We start from the raw sequence: 18,881 nt of genomic DNA, 5'->3' as shown, positions 1-18,881 counted from the left end.
GAGGTGACAAAAGTGAATACCTGTTTTAACGATAAACTAGTTGCTTAGGTTTAGTAGTCTTAAATTACAAAGAGAGTGCTTCTTGTAAAAGAAACACCCTCTTTATCCAATACGCCTCATCTATATTAAAATGTGATGCACTAAAAAAACCGACAACCTTTTTGGTTGTCGGGACGATGTTAATATTTTCTTAGAAAACTTGGCTGCATTTGATACCATTCATCACTTATCACACGGTGGCAAGCGGTAAAAATCCGTTCAATCACTTGCGTTGAGTTAGCTAATACTCTAATTGTAAAACCTGGCACATGAAGTTCTGATAAACCCGCTTTAATATCGGCTGTTTCTTTTTCAATCGTTTCATACAATGTATCAAGCAAGGCTGCCTTCGTTTTATCCCCAATTACAATAAACGAACCTAGATGGGTATAACCTTCCATAAAGCCTAACCCATCAATTTCTTGGGCTGCAGGGTTTAGATTAATATGATCAAAGGCAATCAATTCATTATCTAGATAGATTTCGTTGATAAGCCGTAATTGATTATAACTAAACTGTTTCCCTTCCGGGGACCAGCCCGGTGTCAAAATATCGGAATATAGTAGTGTTGCACCTTTTTCCATGTACACCGTGTTCTTTTGAAAATAACGCGCATTCTGATAAGCAATCAGCGGATCTGGAAGATATTCTAAATAACTATCTTTTTTTAAGTGGAATTCCGTTTCCTGGTACGCTTCTTTATTTGGCGTTTTATATACTTTAGTTGCAGATTGTGTTGTTAGCGTAACCTGTGCGCCTTCATCAAGGGTCACTTTCATACGATACGTATCTCCATCCAAATAGCCGCCACCGGGATTTAACAGGTAATAGCAAGGGTAGCTGTAATTATTTAGATATACAGGACGCTGCACTTTAAAAGCGCCTTGAAAATAGACATTTTTAGCTACTGTTCTTCCTTGCCTCTTTTCCAAATCAAGCTCTAGGATCCCAGTCCAATCAGTCATGTTGCTCCAATCCTTTTAGCAATGCATGCTTTTTAATCCAGTCGACAACCTCATCGAGTCCTTCATTATCCTTTAAATTCGTAAAAATAAACGGCTTATTGCCACGGAATACTTTCGTATCCGATTCCATGATTTCAAGGCTGGCGCCAACGTATGGGGCTAAATCTGTTTTATTAATAATAAACAAATCTGATTTAATCATCCCTTGTCCACCCTTGCGCGGGATTTTCTCCCCTTGTGCCACATCAATAATATAAATAGAAAAATCTACAAGCTCTGGACTAAATGTTGCAGCGAGGTTATCCCCACCACTTTCAACAAAAATAAGTTCTACATCAGGATGTTTCTCTTTCAATTCTTCAATTGCAGCGAAGTTCATTGATGCATCTTCGCGAATCGCTGTATGCGGGCATCCGCCTGTTTCCACTCCAACGATTCGATCATCCGGCAAAATACCATTTGCTACCAGAAATTTCGCATCCTCTTTCGTATAAATATCATTTGTAATTACCGCCATGCTGATTTCTCCATCTAACGCACGAGTTAGTTTTTCTACGAGCATCGTTTTTCCGGCACCTACAGGGCCGCCTACTCCAATTCGAATTGGTTCCATAAAAACACTTCCTTTACAAAATTTCTTAAAAACTACGACATAAAAATTCGAACATTTACACGTTCATGCTCCATCTGAGCTAATTCTAAACCTGGCGAAACAATGCCAAATTCAATGCTATCGAGCTTCATTATTTTTTCCGATGCTATAACAAGCTCTTTTTGAAAATCGTGGATTATTTGTTGTCCTGTCGTTTGTCCCAATGGGATTGCACGGACAGCATTTTGAACAAGCGCCGCAATCGTTGAATATAAGTAATATCGAATCGTCATTTCCTTCTCAACTTGCAAATAATGCCCTACCATTGTAAACACAAGTGCAGAGTGACCAAACGAGCGTTTTTCTTTTATACGACCGCGATATTCCGCCGTAATTGGAATTTTATATAATTCCTCTACAATAGTCAGCATCCTTTCGCCCATTCGCTGTGTACCTTCTCGTGATTCACGCGCAAGGTTTTGGACAGTCAATAGCCTGTCCAATTCCCACACCTTATCAAGATCTCCCTCAACCAGCGCCTCATATGCTAACCTCGATGCTAAGCCATCTGAAAAAACCAGCTGTTCATGTAAGTACACCTTTAACCACTTTGAGAAAGATTTCTTATCATGAACAAGATTTTCTTGGATATATGTTTCCAATCCAAATGAATGACTGAAAGAACCCGTTGGGAAATTCGAGTCGCATAGTTGAAATAATGCCAGTGCACGATCAATCATGGCTATGCCCTATATGTCGGAAGGCTTGTTTCACTTTACGATCTTCTCGTTTGAAAGGGATGGCAAGCTCTTGCAGTAATTCTTCAACTAAGTAATCATATTGGACGAGCATGTCATTTCCCTCGAACTGGGCAGGAAGATGACGATTTCCAAGCTGATGGGCGATTGTTCCCATTTCATGTATACTTCTTGGGCTGATAACTAACAAATCATCCGATAGCACATCTACTACAATCATGTTTTTATCATCCATATAAAGCACATCACCAGCTACTAAATCCCGTGGATCCTTTAGACGAATGCCAACTTCGTTTCCATGATCTGTTTCAACGCGCTGAATCCGCTTGACTAAGTGAGCACTTTCAAGGTAAACCGTTTCTTTATGTCGCTTATTTATTTCTTCTTGATCCATTTCATTTATATTGCCGACTATTTTCTCGATTATCAATCATTTCACCTCAAAATAAGAAATATCGCTGCCCCATTGGTACCGTGTCAACAGGATCACATGTAATTAATTCACCATCTATTCGCACTTCATATGTTTGTGGGTCAACATCGATATCTGGAGTTTCTGTATTTAATTTCATATCTTTCTTTGTAAGATTACGGATCCCACGAACTGGTCTTACCATTTTTTCAAGACCAAGCTTTTCTTGAATGTTATCGTCATACGCAGCTTGCGATACAAAGGTAAAAGAGCTTTTGGCTAATGCTTTTCCGGTTGAAGCATACATTGGACGATAAATCATTGGCTGTGGTGTTGGAATCGTTGCATTGGCATCACCCATCAGACTTTGAACAGCAAGACCGTTTTTTAGTATCATCTCCGGCTTCACTCCAAAGAAGCGTGGCTCCCATAATACAAGGTCAGCAGATTTCCCTACTTCAATCGAACCGACATATTCGGAAATTCCGTGTGTAATTGCAGGGTTAATCGTATATTTGGCGATATATCGTTTAGCACGATTATTATCAGCATACTTGCTGTCGCCTTTCATAATTCCCATTTGCTTCTTCATTTTATCAGCAGTTTGCCATGTTCTCAGGACCACTTCACCAATACGTCCCATTGCTTGCGCATCGGAACTCATCATACTAAATACACCCATATCCTGTAAGATGTCTTCAGCTGCAATCGTTTCTCTTCGTATACGGGAATCCGCAAAAGCAATATCCTCTGGTACGGATGGATTTAGATGGTGACAAACCATCAGCATATCAAGATGCTCGTCAATTGTATTAACTGTGTAAGGCATCGTTGGGTTCGTTGAGGATGGCAGAACATTTAACATGCCCGCTGACTTAATCAAATCTGGTGCATGTCCACCGCCAGCTCCTTCTGTATGATACATATGAATGACACGGTCTTTTACTGCTTTCATCGTATTTTCGAAAAAGCCCGCTTCATTTAATGTGTCTGCATGCAGGGCCACTTGCACGTCAAATTCATCCGCAACACGTAATGAATGGTCTAATGCAGACGGTGTTGCGCCCCAATCCTCATGCACCTTCAAGCCGATTGCGCCCGCGCGAATCTGCTCTTCAAGCGGACCTGCTGTTGCTGCGTGCCCTTTCCCTGTCAAACCGATATTAATCGGAAGTCCCTCGATAGCTTGAAGCATTCGATGCATATTCCATATTCCCGGTGTTACTGTAGTCGCTCGCGACCCAGCACCTGGTCCTGTTCCTCCACCTATTAAAGTTGTTAATCCTGCAGTAAGAGCAACATCTACCTGTGCAGGGTTAATAAAGTGAACATGTGTGTCAATGCCACCAGCTGTCAGAATTTTACCTTCACCAGCAATTACCTCTGTTGCAGCACCGATTACAATATCTACATTGTCCATGACAAGCGGATTTCCACTTTTCCCAATAGCAAAAATCAATCCATCTCGCAATGCAACATCTGCTTTATAAATCCCTGTATAATCAAGCACAATCACGTTTGTAATAACAGTATCCGGAACATCCTGATCACGTGTAGCAAGTGGATGCTGTCCCATACCGTCACGAATAACCTTGCCACCACCAAATACGACTTCTTCTCCGTAGGTCGTATAATCTTTCTCAATCTGGATAAACAAATCTGTGTCAGCTAATCGGACCGAATCTCCTGTTGTCGGACCATACATTTGTGAGTATTGCTCTCGTGACATCTTAAAACTCATTTCGAATCCCTACCTTCTAAAGGCCCATCGACTTTATTATTAAAACCATAAACTTCCCTTGTACCTGCAAAATCGATTAGTTCGATCTCTTTTTCATCACCAGGTTCGAAACGCACGGCGGCACCTGCTGGAACGTTTAATCGTTTTCCATAAGTATCCTCACGATTAAATATCAATGCTTCATTCACTTCATAAAAATGATAATGTGAACCAACTTGTACTGGACGGTCACCCGTATTGATTACAGTAACCTTGGAACTTATTTTATCTTCGTTGCAGATGATTTCCTCATCTTTTAATATCAATTCACCAGGTATCATTTTGTCACTCCTTTTAACGAATCGGGTTATGAACCGTTACTAATTTTGTTCCATCTGGAAATGTCGCTTCAACTTGAATATCATCAATCATTTCCGGCACACCAGCCATCACATCTTCACGCGTTAAAATAGTTGCTCCAAATTCCATTAACTCAGCAACGGTCTTGCCATCGCGTGCACCTTCTAATAGCTCATATGTAATCAGCGCCATCGCTTCTGGATGATTCAGTTTTAGTCCACGATCTCTTCTGCGCCTCGCTAGGTCAGCTGCTACTACAATTAAGAGCTTATCCATTTCACGCGGTAATAATTGCATTTATAAATTTCCTCCTTTGACTCTTATGTGTAATAACTAGTTTCCCCATTTATCACTAGTTCAAAACCATACTTGAATTTAAAAAGCAGAAAAAGAAATAGTTTTAATTATTATTGGGAATTTTCACATGGAATAATACCTAATTAACTAGATTATTTATTCAGAAATAGGCCTACACTCCATATAACACTTGGAAGTAATGTTAATCCAGCTATGAAGCATCATTCACCTGTGTTCTTTACGCATTACACATGTATCATTTTCGTATGTAAATTAATCCTTGTTACCGATCAAACTTAAATATTTGTGAAAACAATCACAAATAAGCGATTCCATATTAGAACCACATTGCATGTTGTATTTAATTTTTAAAGGTTTATAAAAAGTTTGTCATACATGCTGTTCATTTTCAGTTAGGAACTGATGAAGATGGTGGATCTTCTGAACAACGAAAAGAGAGGGTAGTCTACTTCGTCTGTTAGTAGATTAACTAAAGACAAAATAGTTTGAGAGTGTAACTAAATTCTTTAATCGATTCATGATTAATTTAATACTATACCTATATTACAGATTTTTGGCAGAAAATCAAGCATTACGTTTACCAATGCAGGACAATTTGATTATGCAACTGTTTTCCATCCAATTATAAGAAAAAAAGACCATGCATCATTCACACGATCTTTTTCAAAGCATCATTCTACAGAGAAAATATAAGAATAGATAGGCTGGTTGCCATTATGAACCTCAACCTCGATATCTTCATATGTTGCTTCAATGTAGTCCACAAGCTCTGTTACCTCTTCTTCTTCTACATCTTCACCTTGTAAAATAGTCAATATTTCATCTTCGTCTGTAATTAATTCTTTTAATAACAATTTAACTGCTTCGACCTTCTCTTTATGGGTTGTAACAATTTTACCTTCATTAATACCCATAAAGCTATCTTTTTCAATTGTAATACCGTCAATTTGCGTATCTCTGACCGCATAGGTTATTTGTCCAGTTTTTACATGTTTGCGTGCCTCGTCCATCGCAGTTTGATTATCATCAATACTTGCTTCCGAATTAAATGCCAGCATCGCACTAATCCCTTGTGGAATTGTTTTCGTAGCCACAACAGCCACATTTCCTTCTGCAAGCTCGGCTGCTTGGTCAGCTGCCATCAGAATGTTTTTATTGTTTGGTAAAATAATTACATTCTCAGCATTCGTTTTTTGAATAGCATCCGTAATATCCTGTGTACTCGGGTTCATCGTTTGTCCACCTTCAATGACTACAGACACTCCCAGGCTTTCGAATAAAGCTTTAAGTCCGCTTCCCATTGCAACTGTCACGACACCGTATTTAGTTTTTTGTTTTGGAACTTCTTCAGATTTATCTCCAACAATTGCAGCATGCTGCTCTCGCATATTCTCGATTTTCATATTGATCAAGCTTCCGAAACGCTGTCCCATTGTCAGACATGTTCCAGGCTGCTCCGAATGAATATGAACTTTTATGATCTCATCATCAGATACAACTAATAATGAATCTCCAAGCTCGCTTAATTCATTGCGAAATTTCTCTTCATTAAATGGATGCTCAGCTAATTTATCATTTTCAAGCTTCACCATAAATTCCGTACAGTATCCAAAATTGATTTCCGATGTATCCATAAAGTCCTGGCTAATCTTATGATGCTCAGCGTTCACCATTTCTTCCATCTTTACTTCCGTGGAATCAGCGGGTAAAGCTTCCCCTTTTAAAGCAGCTAAAAAGCCTTCATAAATCGTTACGAGTCCTTGTCCGCCTGAATCAACTACCCCTACCTCTTTTAAAACGGGCAATAAATCTGGTGTGCGTTTTAAAGATGCTTTCGCCTCAGCGAGCACTCTTTCCATAAAAACGGTAATATCATTTTCTGTTTCAGACACTCGCAATGCTTCTTTGGCTGCATCCTTTGCCACAGTCAGTATGGTTCCTTCGACAGGTTTCATAACTGCTTTATAAGCGCTAGCAACACCGCCATCAAAAGCTTCAGCTAAATCAGCTACCGTTAACGACTGCTTCTTTCCCATGCCTTTTGCAAAACCACGGAAAATTTGGGATAAAATCACACCAGAATTTCCCCTTGCGCCCATCAGTAGTCCTTTTGCAAAAGCATTTGCTACTTCAGATGTATTATTGCTTGCAAGATGTTTCACTTCATTAGCTCCTGAAGTAATCGATAAATTCATATTTGTTCCCGTATCTCCATCTGGTACGGGGAATACATTTAACGCATCTATTTTCTTGGCATTATTTGCTAAATGATGTGCTCCAGTGAGTATCATCTGTGCTAACGTAACGCCATCTAACTTTTCTACCGTCACTGAATTTCCTCCTCCAAAGCCGAAACAAAACTAGTCTTTTGCTACACGGACACCTTGAATATAAATATTTACTGAGTCAATCGATAAACCTAATGATTGATGCAAAGTATATTTGACTTGTGATTGTACATTATTTGCTACTTCAGAAATCTTCGTTCCATAGCTTACGATAATATACATGTCAATATGCAGCTTATTCTCTTCTTGACGAACTACAATACCTCTTGAGTAATTCTCTTTTCTAAGAATTTCTGCAATGCCATCTTTAATTTGGCTTTTCGATGCCATTCCTACAATTCCATAACATTCAACTGCAGTTCCACCTGCAATTGTAGCGATAACTTCATTTGTAATTGTTACTTGACCATCAGTTGTATGAAGTTCAATGGACATAATAATCCTCCTTAACGTACATATCAAAAAGCATCGAATGAAATGTAATTCATAATTTGATGCCTTGTGTTTCCTTATTAACCTTTAAACAGAATATAATCAAATTATACTATATACGGCTCATATTTAAAAGCAACTACAGTATGACACGATAAATATAAAAATACCTCATACTACAATGAAGTATTTCTTTTAATCTGTCAAGTATTTTCGCTTTATCCCATGGAGCTTGTGCATTATGCAGCTCTCTTCTCGACTTGACATAAAAAAAGATTCGTTGCATTATTAACTTACTTGTGATAAATTGTATAAGTAATAAATGACACATGATAGAGTAAGGAGTGAATAATATGGCTAGAAAATGTGTTGTAACTGGACGTCAAACTCGCAGTGGTAACCTTCGTTCTCACGCTATGAATTCCAACAAACGTAATTGGAAAGCTAATGTACAAAAAGTACGTATTATGGTAGATGGTAAACCTAAAAAAGTTTATGTTTCTGCACGTGCCCTTAAGTCTGGTAAAGTAGAACGCGTATAATATACCAAACACCAGATTAACATTAGAAAACTAAAAGCACCGGATGCAATGCATCTGGTGCTTTTTAATGTTTAGTAAACTATAAGTGCGCATATCATAGATGTAAAAAAACATGTTTGCTAAGGCAATTATTTTTCCTTCTTAAACATCCCAATTACAACTTTTACAAATCCACCGACAAATCTTGGAAGTTTAATCGTATAGAATTTCATAAGTAGGGACCCCTCCTGTTTTACAATTCAAACGTACGTTCAAATCGTATCACAACTCTTTACTAGTAATACTATGCCCTTATCAAATGAAAAAGTACCTTTTTTTGAAAGAAGCTTGTTTGAGACGCAAAGTGTCGATCCCCATGTAATAGTTGTATTCGTTAGTGGATAATAAAACCCAGATAAACTAATCCCCTCCACCTGATTTGTAAAAGGAATGAGAGAGATATACGGGTATGCTTCTTGATATTCTATTGTATGTATACCAGGAGATAGCATTTCCATTTGATTGGATTGATCCACTATAACAGCCTGAATATCTTTATTCCGAATAACATATAGAAGCTGTATATTTATTAATTCATGATCAAGTCTGCCGCCAGTAACACCAAATAAATATATTTTACTGGGGTTCATCGCATATGCTTGGTTCAATGCAATCTCCATATCTGTTTCATCTTTTTCGGTTGGGTGTTTTTCCATATTTGCAGCATTTCTGGAAATTACTTCCTTTTCATATTCATCGATAGAATCAAAATCCCCAACAGCATATTCTATGGGGATTCCATGCTCTGCTATCAAATATGCTCCACGATCTGCACCTATCCAGCTATCAATCTCATCCTTAAATAAATCAAGATTAGGAACCAAACCAGCAGGTCCGTTTCCCACTATTGCTACTGCTTTCATTATGATTATCCTTTCGTTTCATTACGTATCGCTTCTATTGCTTTACGCCTATCTGCTTGTCCAAAAATCGCGCTGCCGGCCACTAAAACATCAGCCCCAGCATCTGTACAGATTTTCGCAGTTTCAGGATTGACACCACCATCTACCTCAATCTCAAAATCCAAATTTAATTCCTTACGCCATACAGATAGCTTTTCAATTTTCTCTACGGCTTCATGGATAAACGATTGCCCACCAAAACCGGGATTAACCGTCATAATCAAAACAAGATCTACTTCTTGTAAAACTGGCTTAAGCATTTCTACTGGTGTTGCTGGATTAATAACTATCCCAGGCTTTGCGCCATTTGCTTTAATTAGTTGAATTGTACGATGGAGATGTGTACAAGCCTCCTGATGTACCGTTATGATGGATGCTCCAGCTTCTGCAAACGCCGGTATGTATGAGTCTGGATTTTCAATCATTAAATGGACATCCAGTGGCAGGCTTGTAACTGGCTTGATTGCATTGACAACTAATGGACCTATTGTAATATTAGGAACAAAATGTCCATCCATTACATCCACATGGATATAATCTGCTCCACCCTTTTCTACATCGATAATTTCCTCTCCCAGTTTGGCAAAGTCTGCCGATAAAATAGAAGGTGCAATTTTTGTCATATTCAGTACCTCGGCTTTCGGGATTGTATTTCTTCTAGAAAACTTAAATAATGATCATAACGGAAACGAGCAATTTCATTCCTTTCCACAGCATCCTTTACAGCACATTTAGGCTCTTTATGGTGCATGCAGCCTCGGAATTTACAATATTCCTGAACTTCTTTCATCTCAGGAAAACAATTTGATAATGCCTCTGCTTCAATTTCATTAAAGTCGAGCACACTGAATCCAGGTGTATCTGCTACAAGTCCGCCATTTACCTGCATCAGTTCAACATGTCGTGTCGTATGCTTTCCTCTTCCTAGACTTTTAGATATTTCTGCAGTCTTTAACAATAAGGATGGCTTTAATACGTTTAAAAGCGTTGATTTTCCAACACCAGACTGTCCAGCGAAAACAGATATTTTATCCGTAAAGTAATGCTTTAATTCTGGCAGTAAATCCTGCTGCTTGGATGAAATTAATTCAACAGCATAACCGATATTCTTATAGATATCTTGATAAGCTTCAATTTTTTGCCGTTCATCTTCAGAAACTAAATCAATTTTTGTTATAAAAATAACTGGTTCAATTTCCTTAGATTCTATTAACACAAGAAATCGATCCAATAACAACGTACTGAAATCCGGAGAAGCAGCAGAACTGATGATTATCGCTTGATCGATATTTGCAATTGGTGGCCGAACGAGTTCATTCGTCCTTTCTTTTATTTCCATTATATAGCCTTCACCAGGATTGCTTTCCTCGAACTCAACAAAATCCCCTACAAGCGGGGTGATTTTTCGATTTCGAAAAACACCCCGACCTTTACAAGAGTAGATCCTATCATTTGATTTAACATAATAGAATCCACTTAAAGCTTTAATAATTCTTCCTTCTGCCATCGATTCACTCCTCTTCACCATCATAAGAAACCGTTCTGTTTCGTATGACTTCATCATCTCTAGTAATCGTATATTCCGCTTCACTATCAGGGGCAATCGTTAATGTAAATTCAAACTCTCGATCTTCTGTAATTACCTCTTCTCTGTATACATCTGTTATTTCATTGTTTGCATCACCAATATAAATGCGAACAATTTGTTCTACAGGTTCTGAATCTTCCTCTTGGTTTCCATTTCCTTCGTTCCCTTGATTTTCGTTTCCTTGATTTCCGTTTCCTTGATTTCCATTTCCTTGATTTCCATTTCCTTGATTTCCTTGATTTTCCTGGTCTTCATCGCCCTCCTCCGTTTCCGGATTATATGGGACAGTTAAACTTATTGTGTGTGACCGTGGCGGTCTTGCTTCTGGTCCACTGGATATAAACACATTAACCGTAGAGCCTTCTTCCACATTAGCTCCAGATGCTGGGTCTTGTCTGATAACTTCTCCTTCTGGGACCGTTTCAGAATTCTCTTCTACAACATTCATACCAAGGTTTTCACCTTCTAAATATGACCTCGCCTCTTCCTCTGTCATACCTACAAGATTATTTAAACTAATTGCTTCTGGTCCAATGCTGACCTCAAAAATAACTCTCTCTTCACTTGGGACAACTTCATTTCCAGGTTCTGGCTGTATTTGGGTAATAATTTCCCCCTCTGGACTATCAGAATGCTTATCAATGGTAATTATATTCGTAAAGCCTTCATCCTCCAACATTCGATTAACTTGACTGAAATCACGGCCGACATAATCTTCAAAAGTCACCCGCTCTTTCCCTTGGCTAACAAAAAGTGTAACAGTACTGCCTTCCTTTGCTGATCTCCCAGCTTTTGGATCTGTTTGTACAACTAACCCCTCTTCAATTTCATCGGAGTATGTCTCCTCTTCTTCTACAATAAATTTATCCCCTTCAAGAATTTCCCGTGCCTCTTCAACTTCCATCTCCGAAACATCCTGCACAATAATGTCTTTTGGCTTCATTAGATCGGGTACAATAAACATTGCTGCTGCACCTGCTGCAAGAAGAATTAACACAATGAGTATGAAAATCCATTTTTTCTTGCCACGTTTTTTCTTAGCTGGCTTCTTTTTCCCAGTTTTTTTATCCTTTGTTTTCTTCGTTTTCTTAGCTTTCTTAGCTTTTTTGCCTGTATTCTTTTCTGCTGGAGGATCTTCCGGATAATTTTTGGTCCCGTCATCAAATTGATGAACTAAAGTAGCCTGATCCATATCCTCCTCTATTTGCTGATCCGTAATAATCGGGATTGCTTTTGTTTCTTCGCCCACCTCAGCAGGTGGAGCATATGGGGGTTCATTTAGTTTATCTGGATGTAATGCATTTTCAATTGCTTCTTCTAGCTCATAAATATTTTCATATCGATGAAACGGATCCTTAGCTGTAGCTTTTAATACAATGTTTTCTACACTTTGTGGAATATCTTGATTAAATCTTCTTACAGATGGCGTACTCGTCTGTAAATGTTTTAATGCAATCGATACAGGAGACTGTCCAGAAAATGGAAGTTTACCTGTTAATAGCTCATAGAGTACAATTCCAATTGAATAAATATCTGATTTTTTCGTTGCCATACCGCCTCTGGCCTGTTCCGGAGATAAGTAATGAACCGATCCAAGTATTGAGTTTGTTTGGGTTAAAGATGTTGCACTTAACGCAATTGCAATTCCAAAATCGGTTACTTTCACTTGACCAAAGCTGTTCATTAAAATATTTTGTGGTTTAATATCCCGGTGTACAATATCGTTTGCATGTGCATGAGCGATTGCTGAAATCAATTGCTTCATAATATCCAATGCTTCCTGTACATCTATTGGTCCATAATTTTGTATGTATTCCTTCAGTGTCATTCCATCCACATATTCCATAACCATATAGAGGACCTGATCCTCTTCACCCACATCGTAAATATTTACGATATTCGGATGAGAAAGACTTGTAGCAGACTGTGCCTCCCGATCAAAGCGCGCAATAAATTCATCATCATGGATATATTCCATACGTAATGCTTTTACTGCAACATCTCGGTTCAAGATCGTATCCCTTGCAAGGAATACATTAGCCATTCCGCCTCCGCCAATTTTCTCAATTATTTTATAGCGCTCATTTAAAAGGTGACCGCTTCTCATTCATCTTCACCTGCTTTCAACGAAGAATCATGCTGTAAGAGAATAAGTGTAATATTATCTTCTCCGCCTCGTTCATTGGCAAGGCTAATCATTTCCAGGCCTGTTTCTTTCAAGTCCTCCGTATTTGTTAAATAAGCAGCCATTTCCTGTTCATTCAGCTTGTCGGATAAGCCATCAGAACAGAGGAGCAATTTATTACCTGACTCCCATACCACGGTTACTATATCTTCTGATACAGTTTCTTCTGTACCCATAGCTTTCAAAATAATATTTTTCCGCGGATGCCATTCTGCATCTTGTTCGGAAATTTGTCCTGAACGTAACAGCTCGTTCACTAATGAATGGTCTTCTGTCACTTGATTGAATCCATTCTCATTAAAAAGGTAGCCACGGCTGTCACCGACATGTGCAATTGTTAAAAATTCGTTTGTACAAATAGCAGCTACAATTGTCGTGCCCATGCCCTCACATTCCTTATTTTCTAATGAATGTTCATATATGGACTGGTTTACTTCAGAGATAGTAGCAGATAACCAAGCTTCTGCTTCATCTGGAGCATTAATGCGGGCTGTAGATTGCCATTTTTGTTTCATTAATTTTGTAGCAAGCTGACTCGCTACATCTCCTGCTTGATGACCGCCCATCCCGTCAGCGATAATAGCGATTAACTGGTTTTCTGTATTATAAAATAAACCACCTGAATCTTCATTATGGGCCCGAATTTTACCGCGATCCGTTAGAAAATAACCTTCCATCTTATTCCCCCCTTGCTTTTAAATAATATATTCATCAACCATTGTAATCAGATTTACATTATCCTCTAAAGTATTGCACAATTTTCCCAATAAAAGAACCAGTATATTAATTTTTTTTCATGCGTGTTAAGAAGAAACCATCTGTTCCATCATGAGGAAATAACTGCAATCCACTTTTCGTTATCCCTGCTGAATGTTTTAATCCGGCTGGTAATGTTTCAAAAAAAGCTTTGTCGATTTGAAAGTCCGGTTGGTTAACAAGGAAGTTTTGTACTACTTTTTCGTTTTCCAGTACATCAACCGTACACGTGCTATAAATTAACAACCCATCCTTTTTAAGCAATGGTGCTACGTGTTCAAGTATTTCGGATTGAATTTCCGCCAACCGTTTGATGTCTTCTTCTTGCTTATGGTATTTAATTTCTGGTTTCCCGCGAATAACTCCCAATCCTGAGCATGGAGCATCAATCAGAATCCGATCAAAGCTAGCTGTCTCGTAATGTTCATCAAGTTTCCTGGCATCACCAGGCTTAGCATCGATTATGGTTAAATTAAGTTGCTGTGCTTTATCATCAATTAGTTTTACTTTCTTTTTATGCAGGTCATATGCATGGATTACACCTTTATTCTGCATTTTTTCGGCAATATGTGTTACTTTCCCGCCAGGTGCACTACAAGCATCCAGCACTTTCATACCCGGCTCTGCTTCTAACATTTCAGCAACAAGCATCGAACTTTGATCCTGAATGGTTACATAGCCCTGACGAAATAATTCGGTATGAAGAATGTTTCCTTTTTCCAAAATAATGCCTTGTTTTGAGAATGCAGATGCTTTTGTCTGGAAGCCAAGTTCATCTAATATATGCATTGCTTTCTCACGTGTAATTTTGAGTGGCTGAATCCTTATAGAAATTGGCTTTCTTGTCAAATTAGCTTCACACATTGCTTTAACCGTTTCATAGTCATACATCGACAACCACCGTCTTACAAGCCATTCTGGATGGCTTGTTTCAATCGATAGCCTTGATGCATCATCAGTAATTACTTTTGTATCTGATACGCCATTACGCTGGATATTTCGCAGCACGCCATTAACAAAAGAAGCGATTCCTTTATGCCCACGCTGTTTGGCAATTTCCACTGCCTCATGAATTATTGCATGATCTGGGACTTTATCCAAGTAGATCATTTGATACACAGACATTCGTAAAAGCATACGAACCCAAGCATCCATTTTTTTATTCTTCTTCACAAAATTGTCCAAATAATAGTCTAACGTCAATTTTCGTTGAATTGTACCGTAAACAATTTCCGTTAAAAGACCTTCATCCTTTGGAGAAATTCGTTTAGACTTCATTTCATTGTCGATTAATAAATGACTGAATCCACTGTCCTTCTCAATGCGGAGCAGTAAATCCAGAATCGTATTTCGTAGCTGATATGCTGTCATTCTATTCACCTAATATCGTTCCAATTTTAATGCGATCATCCGAGCCTTGCAGATAATCCTTTACTAACATCCGTTTTTTGCCTGCAGGCTGGATTTCTGTCACTTTTAACCCTTTTTGGTTTCCGCACACCACGACAAATCCGTCTGCATCTATTTTTTCAGCAATCTCACCTGGGGTTTTCCCTTCGTATACTGTATCAACTGGTTTTCCCCACCAGATTTTCATCACATTTCTCTCATATGTCGTAAATGCAACCGGCCATGGATGCATGCCACGGATCTGGTTGTAAATAGTTGTATTTTCTTTATTCCAATCAATTTCTTCTTGCTCTCGTTTAATGTTCGAAGCAAATGTTGCTTTTTCATCGTCTTGCTTTTGTGGCTGCAATTCATTTAAAAAGAGCTTTGGCAATGTATCCATCAATAATGATGCACCTGTTTGCGATAATTTTTCATGCATGGAACCAACATGATCATCATGCTCAATCGGTACAGCCCGTTGCGTGAGAATATCTCCAGCATCCAGCTTTTCGACCATGTACATAATCGTAATTCCTGTTTTCTTCTTACCTTCCATTATTGCATAATGAATTGGAGCTCCACCACGCAATTCCGGCAATAACGATGCATGTACATTAATACAGCCGTATGGCGGTTTTTCAAGCAATGCGTTTGGAAGCAGCTGCCCATATGCAGCAGTTACAATCAAATCTGGTTCATAAGATAAAATTTCCTCGTATTCATTTTTAAGTTTTTCCGGCTGAAACACTGGAATATTTGCCTTCTCTGCTTCTACCTTAACTGGCGGAGGGGTAATGACACGCTTTCGTCCTTTTGGACGGTCTGGCTGTGTAACAACAAGTACCACCTCATAATCAGATTCAATTAATGTTTGTAAAACCGGAACAGAAAAATCCGGTGTGCCCATAAAAACAATTCGTTTCATTTTATTGCCTTCTTTCTATAAAGGTTGTTCAAAAAGTCCGTTGAAAAGAATACATCGAGAGCAGCAGACCTTAGATTGCTAACTACTCACGGTCAAAGTTAATGTGTTAAACGACCAAATCACCACATCCTGTAGAAGCCCGCCACTCAAAACTTCGGTGCCCAGGACGTCGCCCGAAAAAAGACGTTTGGAAATAAGCCGATCTTGGATCTTTTCATCTTCCTCTTGAACGTATTATTACAAATTACAGTAGCTTGTCTTACATCATATGGTATGGTTGCATATCAACGGAAATTAGCAAATCATTTTTTCGTATGTCGTCTGCAAAAATAGTTTTTATTTTATTTAAATAGGTTCTTAAGTTTGGTTCATTTCTATATTTTATCATGCATTGATAGCGATATCTATCTTTGATCCGTGGAATAGGCGACGGTGTCGGCCCTAATAATACCGTTCTATCCCCGACATGCTGTGAAAGCATTTGAACAATTTGTTGTGTTGTCTGAACTGCTTTCACTTGATTCTCATGAGAAACCGTTACGAGCGATAAAAAATAATAGGGTGGATATTGAAATGCTTTACGCATAGCCATTTCCCGTTTATAAAAGGATTGAAAGTCATATTGACTAGCCAGCTCGATGCTATAATGCTCTGGTGTATATGTTTGAACGATTACTGTTCCTGGCAGTTCATGCCTGCCGGCGCGACCACTTACTTGGGTTAACAGCTGAAACGTTTTTTCCGATGAACGGAAGTCAGGAAGATGCAGCATCGAATCCGCTGTCAGAACTCCTACTAATGTAACATTTTCAAAGTCTAGCCCCTTCGCAATCATCTGTGTTCCTAATAAAATATCAGCCTTTCTTTCTCCGAATTGCTTTAACAGCTTTTCATGCGCGCCTTTTCTCCTGGTAGTATCAACATCCATACGAATAACCCGGGCTTCAGGTAAAAGCTTTGTTAACGATTCCTCTACCCGCTGTGTTCCCGTACCGAAATAGCGAATCAAATCACTTTCACATTCCGGGCAGACTACAGGTACACGTTCTTCATAAGAGCAGTAATGGCATTTCATTTGATTACTGTTTTTATGATAAGTTAATGCTATATCACAATGTGGACATTCTTTTACATGTCCACAGTCTCGACACATTATAAAGGTTGAATACCCTCTGCGGTTAAGCAATAATACAATTTGTTCCCCATTTTCAAGACATTGCTCCATCTTTTCCATTAAATCCCTGGAAAACATAGTTCGATTTCCCGCATGTAATTCCTGCCGCATATCCACAATTTTTACTTCCGGCATATCCATTTGATTCGTCCGCTCGCTTAATGTTGCCAGCTTATAAACATCCTTACTGGCTCTTGCATATGATTCTAAAGCTGGCGTCGCACTTCCTAATATCACTGGGCAGCTATTAGTTTGTCCACGGTGGATAGCAACATCGCGCGCATGATAGCGTGGCTGATCTTCTTGTTTATAGGTCGTTTCATGCTCTTCATCAATAATAATAATTCCTAGATTCTCAAATGGAGCAAAAACGGCAGAACGGGCTCCAACAACTACTTTCACTTCTTTTCGCTGTACTTTGCGCCACTCGTCATACTTTTCTCCTGCTGAAAGCGCACTATGCATTACAGCAACCATAGAGCCAAACCTGCCTTTAAACCGGTTGACCATTTGCGGTGTCAATGAAATTTCCGGTACAAGTACAATTGCTTCTTTCCCTTTGTTCAAGACTTCTTGAATTGCTTGTAAATAAATTTCTGTTTTCCCGCTGCCTGTAACTCCATGAATCAGGAAAACGTTATGCTTGTCCGCTTGAACCGCTTCATTAATCGGTGCAATTGCTTCCCCTTGCTGTTTGGTTAAAGTCAGGGGTGTTGTTCTTTCGAATTCACGATTTTGATATGGATCACGCATTACTTCCTGTTGATAGGTTTCCAATAAACCTTTATCAACGAGCGTTTTTACCGTATTTGTTGTAGTCCCTACTTTTTTTAAAAGCTCCTGCTGCTCAATTGGCTTTTCATGTTCCATAAAAAACTGAAGAAGCAGCTTTTGTTTTTTCGCATTTTTATTTAAATCATGGACTGCTTCTTCTAACAAGTGTATGTCTTTTATAGGTTTAACCATTGTCACATGCTTTTTTGTAATTCGGGATTTCACAAGATAATCAACGGCAATATCCCCTGCTTCAATTAACTTTTGAAGCTGATAATATCGAATAGTAGCTGCCTCAAACTCTGCAAACGGAATGTAGTCTCGACCAGCAAATAATAGTTCAAACACTTCTGGAAGCCGCTCCTCTGTCATACGCACAAGTTCCTTCTCGTAGGTGGACTTTAATACTTGCGGGAGCATTGCTTGTAATGCAGTAATGTATAAACTAAGCGTTTCATTGGCTACCCATTTACCGAGTTCAAGCAGCTCCTTGGTTAACACTGGTGTAAAGTCTAATACATCTAGAATTTCTTTCAGTCTAGCGAAAGAAGATTCACTGACTCTTTCTACGACAAAGCCCATGATTTTTCGTTGACCAAATGGGACAATTACTCGCATCCCGACCGTAAGTATTTCCTGAAATTTTTCTGGTATTGCATAGTCAAACGTTTGGTTTGTAGAACTTGCCGGTACATCAACAATAACTCTTGCTATATTCAA

The 18,881-nt window shown here is 38.8% G+C and carries 19 protein-coding genes; 1 reads left to right on the top strand and 18 read right to left on the bottom strand.

The window, feature by feature from the left end; all coding sequences use genetic code 11:
- Positions 1–179: 179 nt before the first annotated feature.
- The 9 genes from NSQ77_RS19115 to NSQ77_RS19075 form a co-directional block, all read right to left on the bottom strand.
- A complete protein-coding gene (locus NSQ77_RS19115; RefSeq protein WP_339227664.1) occupies positions 180–1,004 on the bottom strand; it encodes an urease accessory protein UreD in 825 nt (274 codons plus the stop codon).
- Complete coding sequence (gene ureG / locus NSQ77_RS19110) at positions 997–1,617, bottom strand: urease accessory protein UreG (RefSeq protein WP_339227662.1); 621 nt, start codon at positions 1,615–1,617, stop codon at positions 997–999. Before ureG ends, NSQ77_RS19115 begins: the two co-directional genes overlap by 8 nt.
- A 32-nt stretch (positions 1,618–1,649) precedes the next feature.
- Positions 1,650–2,336: an urease accessory protein UreF gene (locus tag NSQ77_RS19105; protein WP_339227661.1), complete on the bottom strand. Its 687-nt coding sequence runs from the start codon at positions 2,334–2,336 to the stop codon at positions 1,650–1,652.
- Positions 2,329–2,784: an urease accessory protein UreE gene (gene ureE / locus NSQ77_RS19100; RefSeq protein WP_339227660.1), complete on the bottom strand. Its 456-nt coding sequence runs from the start codon at positions 2,782–2,784 to the stop codon at positions 2,329–2,331. Before ureE ends, NSQ77_RS19105 begins: the two co-directional genes overlap by 8 nt.
- Positions 2,785–2,794: 10 nt before the next feature.
- Positions 2,795–4,507, bottom strand: a complete 1,713-nt coding sequence (gene ureC / locus NSQ77_RS19095; RefSeq protein ID WP_339227659.1) for an urease subunit alpha — start codon at positions 4,505–4,507, stop codon at positions 2,795–2,797.
- Positions 4,504–4,827 (bottom strand): urease subunit beta, encoded by a 324-nt coding sequence (locus NSQ77_RS19090; RefSeq protein ID WP_339227657.1) that lies wholly within the window; start codon positions 4,825–4,827, stop codon positions 4,504–4,506. Before NSQ77_RS19090 ends, ureC begins: the two co-directional genes overlap by 4 nt.
- 13 nt (positions 4,828–4,840) lie before the next feature.
- Entirely contained in the window at positions 4,841–5,143 is a 303-nt protein-coding gene (locus NSQ77_RS19085; RefSeq protein ID WP_339227655.1) for an urease subunit gamma, read from the bottom strand.
- 692 nt (positions 5,144–5,835) lie between these two features.
- On the bottom strand, positions 5,836–7,494 hold the full coding sequence (locus tag NSQ77_RS19080; RefSeq protein WP_339227654.1) for a DAK2 domain-containing protein: 1,659 nt from the start codon (positions 7,492–7,494) through the stop codon (positions 5,836–5,838).
- 30 nt (positions 7,495–7,524) lie between these two features.
- Positions 7,525–7,887 (bottom strand): Asp23/Gls24 family envelope stress response protein, encoded by a 363-nt coding sequence (locus NSQ77_RS19075; protein ID WP_339227652.1) that lies wholly within the window; start codon positions 7,885–7,887, stop codon positions 7,525–7,527.
- Positions 7,888–8,237: 350 nt separating this feature from the next.
- Between NSQ77_RS19075 and rpmB the strand changes: the two genes are divergently transcribed.
- Complete coding sequence (gene rpmB, locus NSQ77_RS19070; protein ID WP_095308553.1) at positions 8,238–8,426, top strand: 50S ribosomal protein L28; 189 nt, start codon at positions 8,238–8,240, stop codon at positions 8,424–8,426.
- Between the two features lie 128 nt (positions 8,427–8,554).
- Here rpmB and spoVM read toward each other — a convergent pair whose 3' ends face one another.
- The 9 genes from spoVM to priA form a co-directional block, all read right to left on the bottom strand.
- The gene (gene spoVM / locus NSQ77_RS19065) at positions 8,555–8,638 is read right to left on the bottom strand and encodes a stage V sporulation protein SpoVM (protein ID WP_095308552.1); all 84 of its coding nucleotides are present in this window, start codon (positions 8,636–8,638) and stop codon (positions 8,555–8,557) included.
- 39 nt (positions 8,639–8,677) lie between these two features.
- Positions 8,678–9,328 (bottom strand): thiamine diphosphokinase, encoded by a 651-nt coding sequence (locus NSQ77_RS19060; protein ID WP_339227651.1) that lies wholly within the window; start codon positions 9,326–9,328, stop codon positions 8,678–8,680.
- Between the two features lie 5 nt (positions 9,329–9,333).
- Complete coding sequence (gene rpe / locus NSQ77_RS19055; RefSeq protein WP_339227650.1) at positions 9,334–9,990, bottom strand: ribulose-phosphate 3-epimerase; 657 nt, start codon at positions 9,988–9,990, stop codon at positions 9,334–9,336.
- A 2-nt stretch (positions 9,991–9,992) separates the two neighbouring features.
- Entirely contained in the window at positions 9,993–10,874 is an 882-nt protein-coding gene (rsgA, locus tag NSQ77_RS19050; protein WP_339227649.1) for a ribosome small subunit-dependent GTPase A, read from the bottom strand.
- Positions 10,875–10,878: 4 nt separating this feature from the next.
- Positions 10,879–13,062 (bottom strand): Stk1 family PASTA domain-containing Ser/Thr kinase, encoded by a 2,184-nt coding sequence (pknB, locus tag NSQ77_RS19045; RefSeq protein WP_339227648.1) that lies wholly within the window; start codon positions 13,060–13,062, stop codon positions 10,879–10,881.
- Positions 13,059–13,817 (bottom strand): Stp1/IreP family PP2C-type Ser/Thr phosphatase, encoded by a 759-nt coding sequence (locus NSQ77_RS19040; protein WP_339227647.1) that lies wholly within the window; start codon positions 13,815–13,817, stop codon positions 13,059–13,061. Before NSQ77_RS19040 ends, pknB begins: the two co-directional genes overlap by 4 nt.
- Positions 13,818–13,923: 106 nt before the next feature.
- On the bottom strand, positions 13,924–15,267 hold the full coding sequence (rsmB, locus tag NSQ77_RS19035) for a 16S rRNA (cytosine(967)-C(5))-methyltransferase RsmB (protein WP_339231093.1): 1,344 nt from the start codon (positions 15,265–15,267) through the stop codon (positions 13,924–13,926).
- Position 15,268: 1 nt separating this feature from the next.
- Positions 15,269–16,213, bottom strand: coding sequence for a methionyl-tRNA formyltransferase (fmt, locus tag NSQ77_RS19030; protein ID WP_339227646.1), 945 nt, complete (start codon positions 16,211–16,213; stop codon positions 15,269–15,271).
- A gap of 259 nt (positions 16,214–16,472) precedes the next feature.
- A complete protein-coding gene (priA, locus tag NSQ77_RS19025; protein ID WP_339227645.1) occupies positions 16,473–18,881 on the bottom strand; it encodes a primosomal protein N' in 2,409 nt (802 codons plus the stop codon).

The organism is Oceanobacillus sp. FSL K6-2867, assembly GCF_037963145.1.
In the GTDB taxonomy this organism is placed as follows: domain Bacteria; phylum Bacillota; class Bacilli; order Bacillales; family Amphibacillaceae; genus Oceanobacillus.
The sequence above is the reverse complement of the archived record's forward strand: the minus strand, read 5'-3'. Positions and strand labels throughout refer to the sequence as shown.

Bases quoted from the DNA above. Each gene is read 5' to 3' on its own strand.
- NSQ77_RS19115 (WP_339227664.1), bottom strand. From the start codon at position 1,004: ATGACTGATTGGACTGGGATCCTAGAGCTTGATTTGGAAAAGAGGCAA.
- ureG (WP_339227662.1), bottom strand. From the start codon at position 1,617: ATGGAACCAATTCGAATTGGAGTAGGCGGCCCTGTAGGTGCCGGAAAA.
- NSQ77_RS19105 (WP_339227661.1), bottom strand. From the start codon at position 2,336: ATGATTGATCGTGCACTGGCATTATTTCAACTATGCGACTCGAATTTC.
- ureC (WP_339227659.1), bottom strand. From the start codon at position 4,507: ATGAGTTTTAAGATGTCACGAGAGCAATACTCACAAATGTATGGTCCG.
- NSQ77_RS19090 (WP_339227657.1), bottom strand. From the start codon at position 4,827: ATGATACCTGGTGAATTGATATTAAAAGATGAGGAAATCATCTGCAAC.
- NSQ77_RS19085 (WP_339227655.1), bottom strand. From the start codon at position 5,143: ATGCAATTATTACCGCGTGAAATGGATAAGCTCTTAATTGTAGTAGCA.
- NSQ77_RS19075 (WP_339227652.1), bottom strand. From the start codon at position 7,887: ATGTCCATTGAACTTCATACAACTGATGGTCAAGTAACAATTACAAAT.
- rpmB (WP_095308553.1), top strand. From the start codon at position 8,238: ATGGCTAGAAAATGTGTTGTAACTGGACGTCAAACTCGCAGTGGTAAC.
- spoVM (WP_095308552.1), bottom strand. From the start codon at position 8,638: ATGAAATTCTATACGATTAAACTTCCAAGATTTGTCGGTGGATTTGTA.
- NSQ77_RS19060 (WP_339227651.1), bottom strand. From the start codon at position 9,328: ATGAAAGCAGTAGCAATAGTGGGAAACGGACCTGCTGGTTTGGTTCCT.
- rpe (WP_339227650.1), bottom strand. From the start codon at position 9,990: ATGACAAAAATTGCACCTTCTATTTTATCGGCAGACTTTGCCAAACTG.
- rsgA (WP_339227649.1), bottom strand. From the start codon at position 10,874: ATGGCAGAAGGAAGAATTATTAAAGCTTTAAGTGGATTCTATTATGTT.
- pknB (WP_339227648.1), bottom strand. From the start codon at position 13,062: ATGAGAAGCGGTCACCTTTTAAATGAGCGCTATAAAATAATTGAGAAA.
- NSQ77_RS19040 (WP_339227647.1), bottom strand. From the start codon at position 13,817: ATGGAAGGTTATTTTCTAACGGATCGCGGTAAAATTCGGGCCCATAAT.
- rsmB (WP_339231093.1), bottom strand. From the start codon at position 15,267: ATGACAGCATATCAGCTACGAAATACGATTCTGGATTTACTGCTCCGC.
- fmt (WP_339227646.1), bottom strand. From the start codon at position 16,213: ATGAAACGAATTGTTTTTATGGGCACACCGGATTTTTCTGTTCCGGTT.